The sequence below is a fragment of the Uliginosibacterium sp. sgz301328 genome (assembly GCF_041807905.1).
Classification (GTDB): domain Bacteria; phylum Pseudomonadota; class Gammaproteobacteria; order Burkholderiales; family Rhodocyclaceae; genus JBGVSA01.
In genome coordinates, this window is sequence record NZ_JBGVSA010000004.1 from 235,457 (window position 1) to 251,427 (window position 15,971).

At 65.9% G+C, this 15,971-nt stretch carries 14 protein-coding genes; 12 read left to right on the forward strand and 2 right to left on the reverse strand.

Annotation, left to right across the window (positions count from 1 at the left end; translation table 11 throughout):
* The first annotated feature begins 119 nt into the window (after positions 1-119).
* On the forward strand, positions 120-2,036 hold the full coding sequence (locus tag ACDA63_RS05010; protein WP_373662091.1) for a PAS domain S-box protein: 1,917 nt from the start codon (positions 120-122) through the stop codon (positions 2,034-2,036).
* 58 nt (positions 2,037-2,094) lie between these two features.
* Complete coding sequence (locus ACDA63_RS05015; RefSeq protein ID WP_373662092.1) at positions 2,095-3,393, forward strand: sorbosone dehydrogenase family protein; 1,299 nt, start codon at positions 2,095-2,097, stop codon at positions 3,391-3,393.
* Positions 3,394-3,400: 7 nt separating this feature from the next.
* On the opposite strand, the gene ACDA63_RS05020 is transcribed toward ACDA63_RS05015, so the two are convergent.
* Positions 3,401-4,384: a glutathione S-transferase family protein gene (locus ACDA63_RS05020; protein ID WP_373662093.1), complete on the reverse strand. Its 984-nt coding sequence runs from the start codon at positions 4,382-4,384 to the stop codon at positions 3,401-3,403.
* 84 nt (positions 4,385-4,468) lie between these two features.
* Positions 4,469-5,068, reverse strand: a complete 600-nt coding sequence (locus ACDA63_RS05025) for a thioredoxin family protein (RefSeq protein ID WP_373662094.1) — start codon at positions 5,066-5,068, stop codon at positions 4,469-4,471.
* Between the two features lie 347 nt (positions 5,069-5,415).
* On the opposite strand from ACDA63_RS05025, the gene ACDA63_RS05030 reads away from it, so the two are divergent.
* The 10 genes from ACDA63_RS05030 to ACDA63_RS05075 all read left to right on the forward strand — a co-directional run.
* The gene (locus ACDA63_RS05030; protein ID WP_373662095.1) at positions 5,416-6,702 is read left to right on the forward strand and encodes an MFS transporter; all 1,287 of its coding nucleotides are present in this window, start codon (positions 5,416-5,418) and stop codon (positions 6,700-6,702) included.
* A 171-nt stretch (positions 6,703-6,873) separates the two neighbouring features.
* A complete protein-coding gene (locus ACDA63_RS05035) occupies positions 6,874-8,292 on the forward strand; it encodes an MFS transporter (protein ID WP_373662096.1) in 1,419 nt (472 codons plus the stop codon).
* Between the two features lie 266 nt (positions 8,293-8,558).
* A complete protein-coding gene (locus tag ACDA63_RS05040) occupies positions 8,559-10,169 on the forward strand; it encodes an FAD-dependent oxidoreductase (protein WP_373662097.1) in 1,611 nt (536 codons plus the stop codon).
* Entirely contained in the window at positions 10,166-10,495 is a 330-nt protein-coding gene (locus tag ACDA63_RS05045) for a 4Fe-4S dicluster-binding protein (protein ID WP_373662098.1), read from the forward strand. Before ACDA63_RS05040 ends, ACDA63_RS05045 begins: the two co-directional genes overlap by 4 nt.
* A 57-nt stretch (positions 10,496-10,552) precedes the next feature.
* The gene (locus tag ACDA63_RS05050; protein ID WP_373662099.1) at positions 10,553-11,704 is read left to right on the forward strand and encodes a methionine aminotransferase; all 1,152 of its coding nucleotides are present in this window, start codon (positions 10,553-10,555) and stop codon (positions 11,702-11,704) included.
* Positions 11,705-11,805: 101 nt separating this feature from the next.
* Entirely contained in the window at positions 11,806-12,690 is an 885-nt protein-coding gene (gene cysT, locus ACDA63_RS05055; RefSeq protein WP_373662100.1) for a sulfate ABC transporter permease subunit CysT, read from the forward strand.
* The gene (cysW, locus tag ACDA63_RS05060; protein WP_373662101.1) at positions 12,690-13,586 is read left to right on the forward strand and encodes a sulfate ABC transporter permease subunit CysW; all 897 of its coding nucleotides are present in this window, start codon (positions 12,690-12,692) and stop codon (positions 13,584-13,586) included. The genes cysT and cysW overlap by 1 nt, the downstream gene beginning before the upstream one ends.
* 17 nt (positions 13,587-13,603) lie before the next feature.
* Entirely contained in the window at positions 13,604-14,704 is a 1,101-nt protein-coding gene (locus ACDA63_RS05065) for a sulfate/molybdate ABC transporter ATP-binding protein (RefSeq protein WP_373662102.1), read from the forward strand.
* Positions 14,701-15,639, forward strand: a complete 939-nt coding sequence (locus ACDA63_RS05070) for a CysB family HTH-type transcriptional regulator (protein WP_373662103.1) — start codon at positions 14,701-14,703, stop codon at positions 15,637-15,639. Before ACDA63_RS05065 ends, ACDA63_RS05070 begins: the two co-directional genes overlap by 4 nt.
* A 64-nt stretch (positions 15,640-15,703) precedes the next feature.
* Positions 15,704-15,971 (forward strand): hypothetical protein (locus ACDA63_RS05075; RefSeq protein WP_373662104.1); only part of this gene is annotated, 268 nt, incomplete at its 3' end.

Sequence of the window (15,971 nt, forward strand, 5' to 3'; positions counted from 1 at the left end):
CAGCCGGCCCGGCTCGCGGTAGAGTCTCGCCCTCGACAGGACGGGCCTGTCCGGCATCCGTCTGGCATCGCGAATCATTCAGAAACCCGCCGAGCATCGTGCCGGCGGGGGAGACAGGAATGCTCCAGCACAATCCGCTGGTCGATGACCGGATCTACCGCATGCTCGTCGAGCAGACGCGCGACTATGCGTTGTTCCTGCTCGACCCGCAGGGAAACATTGCGACCTGGAACCTCGGTGCGCAAACGATCAAGGGCTATTACGCCGACGAAATCATCGGCCAGCATTTTTCGGTGTTCTACACGCCGGACGCGGTTGCCCGCGGCTGGCCCGATCGCGAACTCGCCAACGCCGCCGCCGAGGGCCGGTTCGAAGACGAAGGCTGGCGCGTACGCAAGGACGGTTCGCGCTTCTGGGCCAACGTGGTCATTACCGCGCTGCGCGATGACGAGGGCCGCCTGGTCGCTTTCGCCAAGATCACCCGCGATATCACCGAACGACGGCAGCACGAAGAAACCCTGCGTCAGAGCGAGGAACGCTTCCGGCTGCTCATCGAAGGCGTGGTCGACTACGCCATCTACATGCTCAGTCCGGAAGGTGTGGTCACCAGTTGGAATGCGGGCGCCGAGCGGATCAAGGGCTATCGGGCCGACGAGATCATCGGCCGCCATTTTTCGCGCTTCTACAGCGCGGAGGACATCGCCGGCGACAAGCCCTGGAACGAACTCTCCGTCGCTCGCCGCACCGGCCGCGCCGAAGGCGAAGGCTGGCGCATCAAGAAAAACGGTGAACGCTTCTGGTCGCGTTTCGTGGTGACCGCGCTGCGCGATGGCGCCGGGCGCCTGCGCGGCTTCGCCAAGGTCACGCAGGATCTGACCGAGCGCCGCCATATGCAGGAACTCGAAATCGCTGCGCAGAACGTGCGCGAGTTCATCGCCACGCTGGCACACGAGCTGCGCAATCCGCTCGCGCCCATCCGCTCGGCCGTGCAGGTGCTGTCCATGCAGGCACCGGAGGGCGAGCGCGCCACCCAGTTGCTGCACATGATCGATCGCCAGAGCGCGCATCTCGTGCGCATCGTCGACGACCTGATCGATGTGTCGCGCATTGCGCGCGGCGTGATGTCGGTCGCCGCGGACCCCGTGGACCTGGTGCACGTGGCCCATCTGTCGATCGAAGCGGCCATGCCGCTCATCGAAGCCAATCGCCACACGCTCTCCGTGTTCGGCGACGAGGCCGGGCCGGTGATCGTGCAGGGCGACGCAGCGCGTCTGGCGCAACTGGTGACCAACCTGCTCAACAATGCCGCGCGTTACACGCCGGCCGGCGGCGACATCCGCCTGAGCCTGCACGTGGGCGGGGACGCCGCCGAACTGTCGGTGTCCGACAACGGCCGGGGCATCCGCCGCGACATGCTCGACGCCATTTTCCACATGTTCGTGCAGGGGCCGACGCCGACAACGCGCGCGGCTCATGGGCTCGGCGTCGGCCTGGCGCTGGCGCGGCGCATCGCCGAACTGCATGGCGGCTCGCTGCAGGCCTATAGTGAAGGCGAAAACCTCGGCGCGACCTTCACACTGCGGCTGCCGCTGGCCGGCACGCATCCGCGGGTCGTCGCCGCGCAGCGTGAACGGGCCGTGCCCACGCGGGCCTGCCGCATTCTCGTCGTTGACGACAACGTCGATGCCGCGCGTGGACTGGAGGCGCAATTGCGCCTGCTCGGCCATGATGTGCGCGTTGCCACCAATGGGCGCGACGCACAGGCGATCGCCGAGGACTTCATGCCGAACCTCGCCCTGGTGGACATTGAAATGCCCGATCTCAAAGGCGACGAACTCGCTCAACGTCTGCGCGCAGTGTGCGGAGAGGGGCTGCGTGTCGCGGCGGTGACGGGCTCGACGCGCGATGTCCAGGCTTCGGCCGCAGCACGCGGCGACGGTATCGACGTCCGCCTCATCAAGCCGGTCGACCTCGAAGCGTTGCATGCCACCATCACCGCGATGCTCAGCATGGCGGATGCGCCTTCAGGCCAATAGCGCAATAGAGCGCCAGCATACGGCTCTGCGTTGTCGCACCTACCTTCGGAGAGACCCCATGCGCACAATTTTCGTCGTCGGCACGCTCGCGCTGCTCGCCGCCTGCGGCGAGGTGGCGACCCTGCCGTCGTCGGCGGGCTTCGGCCCGACGCCGCAACTGCCGCCACCGCATCCCACCCTGTTCCCCACCGTCAACATTGCCAAGCCCGTCGGCTGGCCCGGCGGTGGCGCGCCGACGCCGGCAGCCGGTCTGGCTGTCGCTCCTTTCGCCGACAAGCTCGATCACCCCCGCTGGCTGTACGTGCTGCCCAACGGCGACGTGCTGGTCGCCGAGACCAATTCGCCGCCACGCGAGTCCCGCGGCGTGCGCGCCTGGTTCATGCGTGTCTTCATGGGGCGGGCAGGCGCCGGCGTGCCGAGCGCCGACCGGATCACGCTCCTGCGCGATGCCGACGGCGATGGCGTGGCCGAGATGCGGACGGTATTCATCAGCGGCCTGAAGTCGCCCTTCGGCATGGCGCTCGTCGGCAACGATCTGTACGTGGCCAATACCGATGGCATCGTGCGCTTTGCGTACCGCACAGGCGACACGCATCTGGAAGGCCCCGGCACGCTGCTGACCGATCTGCCCGCCGCGCCGATCAATCACCACTGGACCAAGAACATCATCGCCAGTCGCGACGGCACCCGGCTGTTCGCCACGGTTGGATCGAACAGCAACGTCGGCGAGAACGGCATCGACAAGGAAGCGGGGCGCGCCGCCATCTGGGAAGTGGACCGCGCTACCGGCAACAAGCGATTGTTCGCAACCGGTCTGCGCAATCCCAACGGCATGGACTGGGAGCCGCGCACCGGCGTGCTGTGGACGGCCGTCAACGAGCGCGACGAAATCGGCAGCGACCTCGTGCCTGACTACATGACCGCCGTCATCGACGGAGCCTTCTATGGCTGGCCTTACAGCTACTACGGGCAGCACGTGGATGAACGCGTCCAGCCCCCGCGCCCCGACCTCGTCGCACGCGCGCGCGTGCCGGACTACGCGCTGGGTGCCCACACGGCTTCGCTGGGGTTGGTGTTCTCGCGTGGCAATCTGCTGCCGCCGCAGTTCGGTAACGGTGTCTTCATCGGCCAGCACGGCTCATGGAACCGCAAGCCCTTCAGCGGCTACGCGGTGATCTTCGTGCCCTTTGCCGACGGTAAACCGGCAGGCCCGCCCAAGGATGTGCTCACCGGTTTCATCACCGACGCCGGCGAAGCGCGCGGCCGGCCGGTGGGCGTTGTCTTTGACCGTGTCGGCGCGCTGCTGGTGGCGGACGACGTCGGCAATGTCATCTGGCGCGTCACGCCTGCGCGCTGAGCAAGCCTCAGCTTCCGATCGCTTCGCGTCCGTGCGGCGCGTCGAGGTCCAGCACGGGGCCGACGGGTACGATGCGGGTCGGATTGATGGTGGGGTGGCTCATGTAGTAATGGCCCTTGATGTGCGCCATGTTCACCGTCTCGCGCACGCCCGGCCACTGGTAAAGCTCGCGCAGGTAGCCCGATAGCGCGGGGTAGTCGGCGATGCGCCGCAGATTGCATTTGAAGTGGCCGACGTACACCGGATCGAAGCGCAGCAGCGTGGTGAATAGTCGCCAGTCGGCCTCGGTGATGGTGGCCCCGCACAGGTAACGCTTGTCGCGCAATTCCATCTCCAGCCAGTCGAGCGTTTCGAACACGCCGGCAAAAGCCTCTTCGTACGCCGCCTGTCGTGTCGCGAAGCCGGCGCGGTACACGCCGTTGTTGAGCTGGTCGTAGATGCGTGCGTTGAGTGCGTCGATGCGTTCGGCCAGCGCCGGCGGATAGTAATCGCCGGGCAGGGCGCCGACTTCATCGAAGGCGCTGTTGAACATGCGGATGATGTCCGCCGATTCGTTGCTCACGATCGTTCGGCGCTGCTTGTCCCACAGCACCGGCACCGTGACGCGGCCGGTGTAGTCGGGCGCCACCTGCGTGTAGATCTGGTGCAGGCGCGAGGCGCTATTGACGATGTCCGGGATTACGCCGTCATCGGCGTCGAAGGTCCAGCCCTCGCTGCCCATCAGCCAGTGCGTGACGGATAGCGAGATGTGCGGCTCTAGGCCTTTCAGCGCGCGCAGGATCGCCGTGCGATGCGCCCACGGACAGGCGCGCGAAATATACAGATGGTAGCGGCCCGATTCGGCCGCGAAGCCGCCTTCTCCGGTGGGACCGGGGGCGCCGTCGCGCGTGACCCAGTTGCGGAACGCGCTGAGCTGGCGCACGAACTTGCCGCCGGTGCTTTCCGTGTCGTACCACTTGTCCACCCATTTGCCGTCTACCAGCAGACCCATCGCAGCCTCCGCGCCAGCGTGTTTGACTGGCGGGAGGATGCGTCACTTTGCCCTTGGCGGCAATCGCCCGGCCGGGTCGGGTGATCAGGCTGCCGCGCGTGCAGCGGGTTGCCGTACGCCGTGGTCGTCGCCACCGCGCCACTTGATGTTGCAGCCGATCGACTGCTTCTGCTGCGCCGGCGCCGGTCGCCCGGCGAGCAGCGCATCGACCGCGTTGCGCAGATCGGCGCCTGTCGGCGCAATGCCGTTCTTCGGACGCGCGTCGTCGAATTGGCCGTGGTAGTACAGGCGATGCTGCGCGTCGAGCAGGAACAGGTCCGGCGTGCACGCGGCGTCGAAGGACTCCGCGACCGTCTGGTCTTCGTCGCGCAGGTACGGGAAGGCGTAGTTCAGCTCACGTGCCACGCGGGCCGTTTCCTGAGCGGATTCGCCGTCTTTGACTTCCGGGGCATTGGCATTGATCGCGATGACCTGCACGCCGCGCGCGGCATAGTCGCGCGCAAACTGGTTGAAGGCTTCGTCGATCAGTTTGACCGACGGGCATACGTTCGAGATGAACGCCACCAGCACCGGCTGCCCAGCGTAGTCGGCCAGGCCAACCTCGCGGCCGGTCAGCGGTTCGGGCAGGCGGAAGGCCGGTGCTTGCCAGCCGAGGGTGATGTCGTTCGATAGTGTCTGGGGCATGAGTATTCCTCTCTGTTCTGGGTGAGTCCGGGTGCGAACCGGAACCCGTCCTTCAAGGCAGCTTCCATGCCAACGCGGGCGCCGCCCGGTCATTGACGTTGCATGGCTTGCAGCGGCGCGATCCGGGTGATCGGCACACCTTGTCGGCAGCATGGCTGGATTGCTGCCTTATCCACACGGTATGGCCGCATCTGCGCAGAATTCAACACGGCGCGCCACCAGCATCGCCGCTTGCTCAGGTCGCGGACGGCCACGACACGTTGTCCGCGCGGGCGGGCGTGAATCGGCACGCCCTTTGCAATGGCCGCACGATCTTCGTCCTCCGCTTCGAGCGGCCTCCGCCTCCGATGAACGCCACGCCCGCATCACTTCGGGACGACGCAACCACCGTCGCCCCGTCGCAACCTGCCCACGCCGAGGTCCGTCACTTCGTCGCATTCAGCGCCGGACAGGGGCTGTCTTCCGTCGGGACATGGATGCAGAAGGCTGGCGTCGGATGGTTGGCGTGGGAGCTGACGCACTCCGCCGCGTGGGTCGGGACCATGGCGCTGGCAGATGTCTTCGCCGCGCTCGTCGTTGCGCCGCTGGCCGGTGCAGTGGTCGACCGGCACAACCCGTATCGGTTGCTGTGGCTCACGCAGACCCTGTTGCTCGTGCAGGCCGCTTCGCTGTGGCTGTTGCATGCCTCAGGCATGCTCGGCGTCGGCCTGTTGCTGGCGCTGACGATCGTCGAATCGATCCTGCAAGGTTTCTGTCAGCCGGTCCGCATGATCGTCACCGGCACGCTGGCCGGCCCGGCGCGTATGTCGCAGGGTGTTGCCACCAACTCCATCGCCATGAATCTGGCGCGTATCACGGGTCCGGCGCTGGCCGGTGTGTTGATGCTGCATGGACAGACGGGGCTGGTGTTCCTCGCCAACGCGATCTCGTTCCTGTCGGTGCTGGCGGTGACGGCCTACGTGCGGCGCTGGATCGATCGGCCGGCCACATCGTCGGGCAGATCGATCGGGCGTGACATCGCGCAGGGCTTCGAATATGTCGCCAACACGCCGCCCATTGCGATGGTGTTCGTGGTGGCGGTGTCTTTCTCCGTGCTGGCGCGACCGTTCGCGGAGCTGTTCCCTGCCTTCGCGGGCATGGTCTTCCAGGGCGGTCCGCAAACCCTGTCGATGCTGATGAGCGCGCAGGGCGCGGGCGCGCTGCTCGGTGCGAGCTGGATGCTGCGCCGGCGTCCCGGACTGGACGCACTGCCGCGCATCATCCTGTGGAGCGGCATTGGCATTGCGGCGGCCTTGTTGGTATTCGTTGCCTCCGCGGACCTGCGCGTAGCGGTGCCGGCGATGGTGGTGGCCGGCCTGTTCCACGTCACCTGCAACATCGGCATGCAGTCGCTGGCGCAGTTACGTGCCGAGCCCGCCATGCGTGGGCGCGTGATGGCGCTGTACGGGCTGGTATTTCGCACCGCGCCTTCGTTCGGCGCATTTGTCATCGGGCAGGGCACGCACTGGATCGGGTTGCCGTGGCTCGTCGGCTGCGGCGCACTGTTGTACGGCGTATTCATGCTGCGATTGATGCCGCGCCTGTATCGCACGCTCGCCGTTCCGCTGCCGCAGGCGCAAGGGAGCGCGTCGTGATCGCCTCGCTGGATCTTTCGTACTGTATGCACGAGCGCCACCGGGGCGAAACGGGCGGCGGCTCGCCGCACCGCAGCCAGTGATCAGCTGGCGGTCGTTCCCGCGGCGGAGTATGGTTCCGCCTTCCGGCCCGCCGCTCACGCAGGCGCGGGCCCCAGTCACACGCATCAAATGACCCAAGCCTCACTTCCCAACGCGCGCCGTGTCGCGCTCATCGTCGCCTGTGCGTTCTTCATGCAGAACCTGGACGGCGCCATCATCAACACTTCGCTGCCGCAGATGGCTGCCTCGTTCGGCGTGCAACCGCTGGACCTGTCGCTGGGCATCACCATCTATATGCTGATGGTGGCCGCGTGCGTGCCGGCGTCCGCGTGGATCGCCGACCGCTTCGGCGCACGCAACGTCTTCCTGCTGGCGGTCATTGTGTTTTCGGCATCGTCGTTGGCCTGCGGACTGGCCACCAGCCTGCCGATGTTCGTCGCGGCGCGGGCCTTGCAGGGCATCGGGGGCGCGATGATGACGCCGGTCGGCCGCATGGTGGTGCTGCGCCACGCCAGCAAGGCGGAGCTGTTGCAGGCCACTGCGCTCATCACGTGGCCGGCGCTGATCGCTCCCGTCATCGGTCCCGTGCTGGGCGGTGTCATCACTACGTACGTCAGTTGGCGTTGGAACTTCCTGCTCAACGTGCCGCTCGGCATCGTCGGCGCATGGCTGGTCTATCGTTTCGTGCCCAATCTGCGCAGCGACGAAGATGTGGCGCTCGACGTGCGCGGTTTTGCGCTGGCTTCGACTTCGCTGGTGTGCTTGCTCTACGGGCTGGAGAGCTTCGGTCACGCGCACGGTCGCGCCAGTGTCGCTCTGGCGCTCGCGATCGCCGGCCTCTGCGTGGGCGCGCTGGCGATGCGGCACTTCCAGCGGGTGAAGCAGCCGCTGCTCGATCTGGCATCGCTGCGCGTGCAGACTTTCTCGATGGCGTCGGTGGGCGCGGGCAATTTCTTCCGCATGTCGATCAACGCCACGCCGTTCCTGCTGCCCTTGCTGTTCCAGGTCGGATTCGGCCTTTCGGCCATCGAGTCCGGCTGGCTGGTGCTGGCGTACTTCGCCGGCAACCTCGGCATGAAAGCGGTGACGACGCCGACATTGCAGCGCTTCGGCTTCCGCTCCGTGCTGGTGATCAATGGCCTGCTCGCCGGGCTGTCGTTGCTGGCGTGCGCATTGCTCACACGCGATACCGCGCTGCCGGTGACGATAGCGGTGATGTTCATTGCCGGGCTGACGCGGTCGATGCAATTCACCTCGCTTGCCACGCTCACTTTCGCCGACATCGATGGTCCGCAGCGCAATGCGGCAGCCACTTTGTCGACGATGACGCAGCAGATATCGATGGTGCTTGGCGTGGCGGTGTCGGCCCTGGTCATCAAGATGTCGCAGGCATGGCACGGCACGACCGGCACCGGGCTGGCCGACTTTCGCGCAGCGTTCGTCGCCGTTGGCGTGCTGTCGATCATCTCGGCGCTGATGTTCGTGCGCCTGCCGCATGACGCGGGTGCGGACGTATCGGGCCACCGGCCAAAAACGTCTGCCGCCTGACCTGCTGGATTCTCACCAGTGCATCGTCGCATTGGTGATTTCGCAGCAGCGCATCCGCGTGCCAGCGACGCGTTGAAATCGGCGCAAACGGCCGTCCGATGCGGCGCCCGGGCACATGTGCCGTCGAGCGGACGTCATGGCATGCCGCCTGCTATGGATACCTCCTGACCCACGCGGGCGCGGAAATTCTCCGCGCATGGAGATCGAATCTTGCAGACGGCATTTCCCCTTCGCGCGCGTGGCCTCTTGCGGAGGCCCCGGCGCGCATGACGACCACGGAGACTTATTCCCCCTTTTCCGCCAGCCGCGATGAAGTCGCGGATGTGCTCATCATTGGCGGTGGCCCCGCCGGCACATGGGCTGCGCTGGCCGCGGCCGCGCAGGGCGCGCGCGTGATCCTCGCCGACAAGGGCTATTGCGGGACGTCCGGCGCGACCGCGCCATCGAACACCGGCGCCTGGTATCTGCCGGCCGGTGCGCGGCGCGATGCGGAAGTCGAGCGCCGGCTCGAACGCTCGACCGGCCTGGCGCACCGCCGCTGGATCGTGCGCACCATGGAGCAGGCGCTGCGCGGGCTGGACGACATCGCGGTCGCCGGCTATCCGTTTCCCTTCGACGAAGAAGGGCGCCCGTATCGCGCGAATCTGCGCGGGCCCGACTACATGGCTTTCATGCGCCGCCGCGTCGTGCGCGCTGGCGTGCGCATTCTCGATCACCATCCGGCCACCGAATTGCTGTGGAGCGACGGCGTGGTGGCGGGCGCGGCCGGCTTGCATCCGCGCAGCGGCGAGCGCTGGCAGGTGCGCGCGGGCGCGGTGGTGATCGCTGCCGGCGGTTGCACTTTTCTCTCCCATGCGCTGGGGTGCGACGGCAATACGGGCGATGGTTACCTGATGGCGGCCGAAGCGGGCGCGCGCCTGTCCGGCATGGAGTTCTCTGCGCAGTACGGGCTGTGTGTGGCCGACGCGTCGGTGACCAAGGGGCTGCCTTTCGCATTGGCGAGCTTCACGCTGGAGGACGGCTCGCCCTTGCCCGAGACAGGTGAGGAGCGCGCCGTGCGCATCGCCCGCGCCATCGTCGAGGGTCATCAGGTCTATGCGTGCCTGGATCGCGGACGCGAAGAAGAACACGACTGGCTGCGCCGGGGGCAACCGAACTGCTTTCTGCCGCACGACCGGGCGGGTATCGATCCCTTCACCCAGCGGTTTCGCGTCGCGCTCCGTTCCGAGGGCACCGTGCGCGGCGTGGGCGGTCTCGATCTGATCGATGATGATTGCGCGACGACCGTGCCGGGCCTCTTTGCGGCGGGGGACGCGGCCACGCGCGAGAACCTCGCCGGCGCCGTCACTGGCGGCGGCAGTCCCAATGCATCGTGGGCGATTGCCAGCGGCACGTGGAGCGGACGCGGTGCGGCGCGTTTTGCGCAAAGCCTGGGCGACGCCGCACTCACTCGCCCGGTGCGCGCGTTGGGCGGTGCCGGACTGCGGCCACGGCGCGCCGCCTCCGATGAATTGACCGCGCGCGCGCTGCTGCCCTACGTGCAGGCAGAAACGCTGCCGCTGGACGTGAACTTCTTCCGCTCGGGCGGGCGCATCGCGCGCTCGCAACAAACACTCGATGCGCTGTGGGAGGATGTGCGCGATCACGCTGCCGGAGCTGGGCGCGAGGCCCTTCGCGTGCGCGAACTCGCGGCGATGACGGCCACCGGTCGCTTCATCTGGGCGGCGGCCGCCGCGCGGACCGAAAGCCGCGGACTGCATCGCCGTGTCGATCTGCCCGACACCGACGCGGCGCAGTCGCATCGCATTCACGTATCGGGCGTGGACGAAGTCTTCGCCACCCCCGACGACACCGCACGGAGGGCATTGGCATCATGATCGAACTCATCCACGCGGAACGCTGCATCGACTGCAACCTGTGCGTGAAGACCTGCCCGCGCGACGTGTTCGACGCCACGGACGGCACGCCCGTCATCGCGCGGCAAGAAGATTGCCAGACCTGTTTTCTGTGCGAACTGTACTGCCCGGTCGACGCGCTCTACGTCGCGCCGCAGGCCGAGGCGCGCGTACCTATCGATGCCGCGGCCATCGAAACAGGCGGGCAGCTTGGCGGATACGTCCGCGCCATGGGCTGGCGGCGCGGCAAGCCCGGCGGCACCGAAAACGATCCGACGCGGCACCTGCGCGTGCGCGGGGCGGGCTAGCAGATCGGGTGCGCCCCAGCGTGCGGGGCGCCCGACGCGCCTCTATACTTCGGCGTCATGAGCTTCCAGTCCAAATTGCCGGATGTCGGCACGACCATCTTCACGGTCATGAGCCAGCTCGCCAACGAGCACGGCGCCATCAATCTGTCGCAAGGGTTTCCGGACTACCCCTGCGATCCGGCGCTGGTCGACGCGTTGGCACGTGCCGCGCGCGACGGGCATAACCAGTACGCGCCGATGGCCGGCCTGCCCGAGTTGCGCCGCGCGGTGGCGGCCAAGCTGGCATTGAGCCGCGGCGTGGCGGTGGACGCCGATACCGAGATCACCATCACGGCCGGAGCGACGCAGGGAATCTTCACCGCCATCGCGGCGGTGCTGCATGCTGGCGACGAGGCCATCGTGCTCGATCCTTCGTACGATTCGTACGCGCCTGCCATCCGGGCGCAGGGCGCGGTGCCCGTACATGTGCCGCTGGATGCGCCGGATTACAGCGTCGACTGGGCGCGCGTCGAAGCCGCGGTGACACCGCGCACGCGCATGGTGCTCATCAATAACCCGAACAATCCGGCAACGACGGTTTTTACACGCGATGACCTCGATGCACTGGCGGCGATCGTCGAACGGCACGACCTTTACGTGTTGGCCGACGAGGTCTACGAGCATCTCGTCTTCGACGGTATCGAGCATCAGAGCGTACTGACCCATCCGGCGCTGCGGGCGCGCAGTTTCGCGGTGTACTCGTTCGGCAAGACATTCCACGTGACCGGCTGGAAGATCGGCTATTGCGTGGCAGCGCCTGCGCTGACGGCCGAATTCCGCAAGATCCACCAGTTCCTGGTTTTCGTTGTACACCACCCATCCCAAAGGGCGCTGGCCGAGATGCTGGCCGAGCCGGCGCATTGGCAGGGATTGCCGGCGTTCTTTACCCGCAAGCGGGATCTGCTGGCAAAGGGCCTGGAACGCGCTGGTTTCGAACTGCTGCCGAGCCGCGCGACGTACTTTCAGTTGGCCCGCTATGCTGCCGTCCGCGACGATCTGGGCGACGCGGCCTTCTCGCGCTGGCTGACGGAACACGCGGGCGTGGCCTGCATTCCCGTCTCGGCTTTCTATGCCGATGGACGGGACGACCGCATCGTGCGCTTCTGCTTCGCCAAGGAGGACGCCACGCTGGCGGCGGCGGGGGAACGCCTGGGCGCCCTTCGTCCGTGAAGTCCATTTCGCTTTTTGGAATAAGCGACGCAGTTTTTATTATTTATTTTCACAAGGGCTGACCCCTAGACTTGGCTCCATTCAATCGGAATGGAGCCGTGATGTCTTCGCATGCCCTGTCCGCCGGCTCCGGCGGGCTGCCCGCACACCCCTCCCGCCCGCGCCGTCACCGTGTGCTGCCGGGTTTCGGCCTGTCGCTGGGCTATACGCTCGTCTATTTGTCGCTGATCGTGCTGATTCCCCTGTCGGCGGTCTTTCTCAAGACCGCCAAGGCCGACTGGTCGCACATCCTCAACGTGGTGACCTCGCCGCGCGTGGTGGCTTCCTACCAGCTGTCGTTCGGGGCTTCGCTGCTGGCGGCAGCCATCAACACGGTGTTCGGCCTGCTGCTGGCGTGGGCGCTGGTGCGCTATCGATTCCCCGGCAAGAAGATCATCGACGCGCTGATCGACCTGCCGTTTGCGCTGCCGACGGCGGTGGCCGGTATCGCGCTGGCGTCGATTTACTCGCCCAAGGGGTGGGTCGGCAGCTTCTTCGCCGAGTACGACATTCGCATCGCCTACACGCGCTGGGGTGTGCTGATCGCGCTGGTATTCATCGGGCTGCCCTTCGTGGTGCGCACCATCCAGCCGATTCTGCAGGATCTGGAAACGGAACTTGAAGAAGCCGCCGCCAGCCTGGGTGCGCAACGTTGGCAGACTTTCCGCCTGGTGATCCTGCCGTTGCTGCTGCCGGCGCTGCTCACGGGCTTCGCATTGGCTTTCGCGCGTGCGGTCGGCGAGTACGGTTCGGTGATCTTCATTGCCGGCAATATCCCGATGGTGTCGGAGATCACGCCGCTGATGATCATCACGCGCCTCGAGCAATACGACTACACCGGGGCAACGGCCATTGCAGGCGTGATGCTGATCTTCTCGTTCATCCTGCTGTTCATCATCAACGGGCTGCAAGCGTGGAGCGCGCGCCGTATCGGGAGGGCGCTGTAATGGCCGGTGCCACCACCATGAGTCTGGCCGACGCGGCCGACTTCTACGAAGTGAACCCGGCAACGCGCGAATCGTCGTGGGTGAAGTGGACCATCGTCGGCGTGTCGCTGACATTCTTCGCGGTGTTCCTGCTGCTGCCGCTGTTGCTGGTCTTCACGCAGGCCTTCGCCAAGGGTTGGGAAACCTACATCGAGGCGCTTACCAACGAAGAGGCGTGGTCGGCGATCAAGCTGACGCTGCTTGCCGCCGTCATCGCGGTGCCGCTGAATCTGGTGTTCGGTGTTGCGGCGGCATGGTTGATCGCCAAGTTCGAATTTCCGTGCAAGCAGTTCCTGATCACGCTGATCGACCTGCCGTTCTCGGTATCGCCGGTCATCGCGGGCCTGATCTACGTGCTGATGTTCGGGGCGCAGGGCTGGTGGGGACCGTGGCTGTCCGCGCATGACATCAAGATCATCTTCGCCGTGCCGGGCATCGTGCTGGCGACGGTGTTCGTGACCTTCCCGTTCGTGGCGCGCGAGCTGATCCCGCTGATGCAGGCGCAGGGCAAGGAAGAAGAGGAAGCCGCCATCGTGCTGGGCGCTTCGGGCTGGAAGACCTTCTTCCGCGTGACGCTGCCCAACATCAAGTGGGGCCTGATCTACGGCGTGGTGCTGTGCAACGCCCGCGCGATGGGCGAGTTCGGCGCGGTGTCGGTGGTGTCCGGGCACATCCGCGGCGTCACCAACACCATGCCTTTGCAGGTTGAGATTCTCTACAACGAATACCAGTTCGCCGCGGCATTCGCGGTGGCGTCGCTGCTGGCGATGCTGGCGCTGGTGACGCTGGCGATCAAATCGTACGTGCAGTGGCAGGCATCCCGACAGTTGGCGCACGACGACGGTCGGCCCGAGTAAGACGAGAGAGATACGACATGAGCATCAAGGTTGAAAACATCCATAAGCAGTTCGGCGACTTCACGGCGCTGGGCGACGTGTCGCTCGACTTTCCCTCGGGCGAACTGGTGGCACTGCTGGGGCCGTCCGGTTGCGGCAAGACGACACTCCTGCGCATCATCGCCGGGCTGGAACAGGCCGACAGTGGCCGTGTGCTGCTCGATGGCGAGGACGCCTCCGACACGCACGTGCGCGAGCGTCAGGTCGGTTTTGTCTTCCAGCACTATGCGTTGTTCCGCCACATGAGCGTGTTCGACAACGTGGCCTTCGGCCTGCGTGTGAAGCCCAAGAAGCAACGTCCCGCCGAGGCGGTCATCCGCAAGAAGGTGCACGAACTGCTGGAACTGGTGCAGCTCGATTGGCTCGCGGATCGATTCCCGTCGCAACTGTCGGGCGGGCAACGCCAGCGTATCGCGCTGGCCCGTGCGCTGGCGGTGGAGCCGCGCGTGCTGCTGCTGGACGAACCGTTCGGCGCGCTCGATGCCAAGGTGCGCAAGGAACTGCGCCGCTGGCTGCGCCGCCTGCATGACGAGCTGCACATCACCAGCATCTTCGTCACGCACGATCAGGAAGAAGCGCTCGAAGTCTCCGACCGCGTCGTGCTGATGAATCGCGGCCGCGTCGAGCAGGTGGGCTCGCCCAACGACGTGTATGACTCACCGGCGACGCCATTCGTGTATGGCTTTCTCGGTTCGGTGAATCTCTTCCACGGCCGCGCCGAAGGCGGGCACGTTCACGTTGCAGGTCACGCCCATCTGCACGATGGGGAGGCGCTGACCAATGGCGCGGACGTCATCGCGTTTGCGCGCCCGCACGAACTGGATATCGTTCCCGAACAAGGCAATGCTGCTGGCATTGCCGCGCAGGTGACGCGCATCCTGAGTTTTGGCCCGGTGTCGCGCATCGAACTGGCCGGGCAGCCCGGCAGCGGTGCGCCGGCCGTGGTGGAGGTCGAACTCGCACGCCAGCGCGTGCGTGAATTGAACCTGGCCGAAGGCTCGCGCGTTCGCGTCGTACCTTCCCAACTGAGAGTATTCGAGCAGCCGGCGCAGACCGTGCAGACAAGGGTTGCATCATGAATTTCCAACAGCTTCGCATCATCCGCGAAACTGTCCGCCAGCACTTCAACCTGACGGAAGTTGCCAACGCGCTGTTCACGTCGCAGTCCGGTGTGAGCAAACACATCAAGGATCTCGAAGACGAACTGGGCGTCGAACTGTTCGTGCGGCGCGGCAAGCGCCTGCTCGGGCTGACCGAACCGGGCAAGGAACTGGTGCTGATCGTCGAGCGCATGCTGCTCGATGCCAAGAACATCAAGCGGCTGGCGGAACAGTTCAGCCAGCGCGACGAGGGCAAGCTGACCATCGCCACCACCCACACGCAGGCGCGCTACGCGTTGCCGCGCGTGGTGACGCGATTCAAGCAGGCCTTCCCCAAGGTGCACCTTGAACTGCATCAGGTGAGCCCGGCGGAAATCGTCGACATGCTCCAGAGTGGCGACGCTGACATCGGCATTGCAACGGAGTCGCTCGAAGGGCAGGCGGACATCGCATCGTTTCCGTTCTATACGTGGAACCACGCCGTGGTCGTGCCGCGCGAGCATCCGCTCAACACCGTCAAGCCGCTTACGCTGGAGGCGGTGGCGGAGTACCCGCTGATCACGTACCACGAGGGCTACACCGGGCGCGCGACGATCGACAATACGTTCCAGCGCGCGGGCCTGTCGCCGGACATCGTGATGTCCGCGCTCGATGCGGATGTCATCAAGACCTATGTGGAGCTTGGCCTGGGCATCGGCATCATCGCGTCGATGGCTTACAACGCCGAGAAGGATGATGCGCTGCGATTGCTGGAGAGCAGTCATCTGTTCGAGGAGAACACGACGCGCATTGCCGTGCGGCGCGGGCACTACTTGCGGGGGTTTGGGTTCGCGTTCATCGAGTATTGCTCGGCGGCGTTGACGGCGGCGGTGATTCGGCCGGCCATCACGCCGGGGAGAGATGTGGAGGAGTAGCGTTTGGGGCTTCTTTGGGGGCCGTAGGGCAGAAGAGCGAAGCGTCATCCGGCATTTGCATCCCATGCACTCGGTGAAAGGCCCTTTCTTGCTCGGGCTTTTGTCTATCAACCGTCATCTTGACTGCTGCTGCACGACGGCCGGGAGTTCGCCCCGGCGGGCGAGTAACTTCTTTGTTATCGACAAAGAAGTCACCAAGAAAGCGACCCCACAGCGTCGTGGGCCTTCGGCCGATCCCCTGCGCTGCGCGGTCGAGAAGGCGGCTGCGGAACTCGCCCTCCGGGCTCAAACAGTCCTCGCCGACGGCTACGCCGCAACCTTCTCGCCCTGTG

Bases quoted from the DNA above. Each gene is read 5' to 3' on its own strand.
- ACDA63_RS05010 (WP_373662091.1), top strand. From the start codon at position 120: ATGCTCCAGCACAATCCGCTGGTCGATGACCGGATCTACCGCATGCTC.
- ACDA63_RS05015 (WP_373662092.1), top strand. From the start codon at position 2,095: ATGCGCACAATTTTCGTCGTCGGCACGCTCGCGCTGCTCGCCGCCTGC.
- ACDA63_RS05020 (WP_373662093.1), bottom strand. From the start codon at position 4,384: ATGGGTCTGCTGGTAGACGGCAAATGGGTGGACAAGTGGTACGACACG.
- ACDA63_RS05025 (WP_373662094.1), bottom strand. From the start codon at position 5,068: ATGCCCCAGACACTATCGAACGACATCACCCTCGGCTGGCAAGCACCG.
- ACDA63_RS05030 (WP_373662095.1), top strand. From the start codon at position 5,416: ATGAACGCCACGCCCGCATCACTTCGGGACGACGCAACCACCGTCGCC.
- ACDA63_RS05035 (WP_373662096.1), top strand. From the start codon at position 6,874: ATGACCCAAGCCTCACTTCCCAACGCGCGCCGTGTCGCGCTCATCGTC.
- ACDA63_RS05040 (WP_373662097.1), top strand. From the start codon at position 8,559: ATGACGACCACGGAGACTTATTCCCCCTTTTCCGCCAGCCGCGATGAA.
- ACDA63_RS05045 (WP_373662098.1), top strand. From the start codon at position 10,166: ATGATCGAACTCATCCACGCGGAACGCTGCATCGACTGCAACCTGTGC.
- ACDA63_RS05050 (WP_373662099.1), top strand. From the start codon at position 10,553: ATGAGCTTCCAGTCCAAATTGCCGGATGTCGGCACGACCATCTTCACG.
- cysT (WP_373662100.1), top strand. From the start codon at position 11,806: ATGTCTTCGCATGCCCTGTCCGCCGGCTCCGGCGGGCTGCCCGCACAC.
- cysW (WP_373662101.1), top strand. From the start codon at position 12,690: ATGGCCGGTGCCACCACCATGAGTCTGGCCGACGCGGCCGACTTCTAC.
- ACDA63_RS05065 (WP_373662102.1), top strand. From the start codon at position 13,604: ATGAGCATCAAGGTTGAAAACATCCATAAGCAGTTCGGCGACTTCACG.
- ACDA63_RS05070 (WP_373662103.1), top strand. From the start codon at position 14,701: ATGAATTTCCAACAGCTTCGCATCATCCGCGAAACTGTCCGCCAGCAC.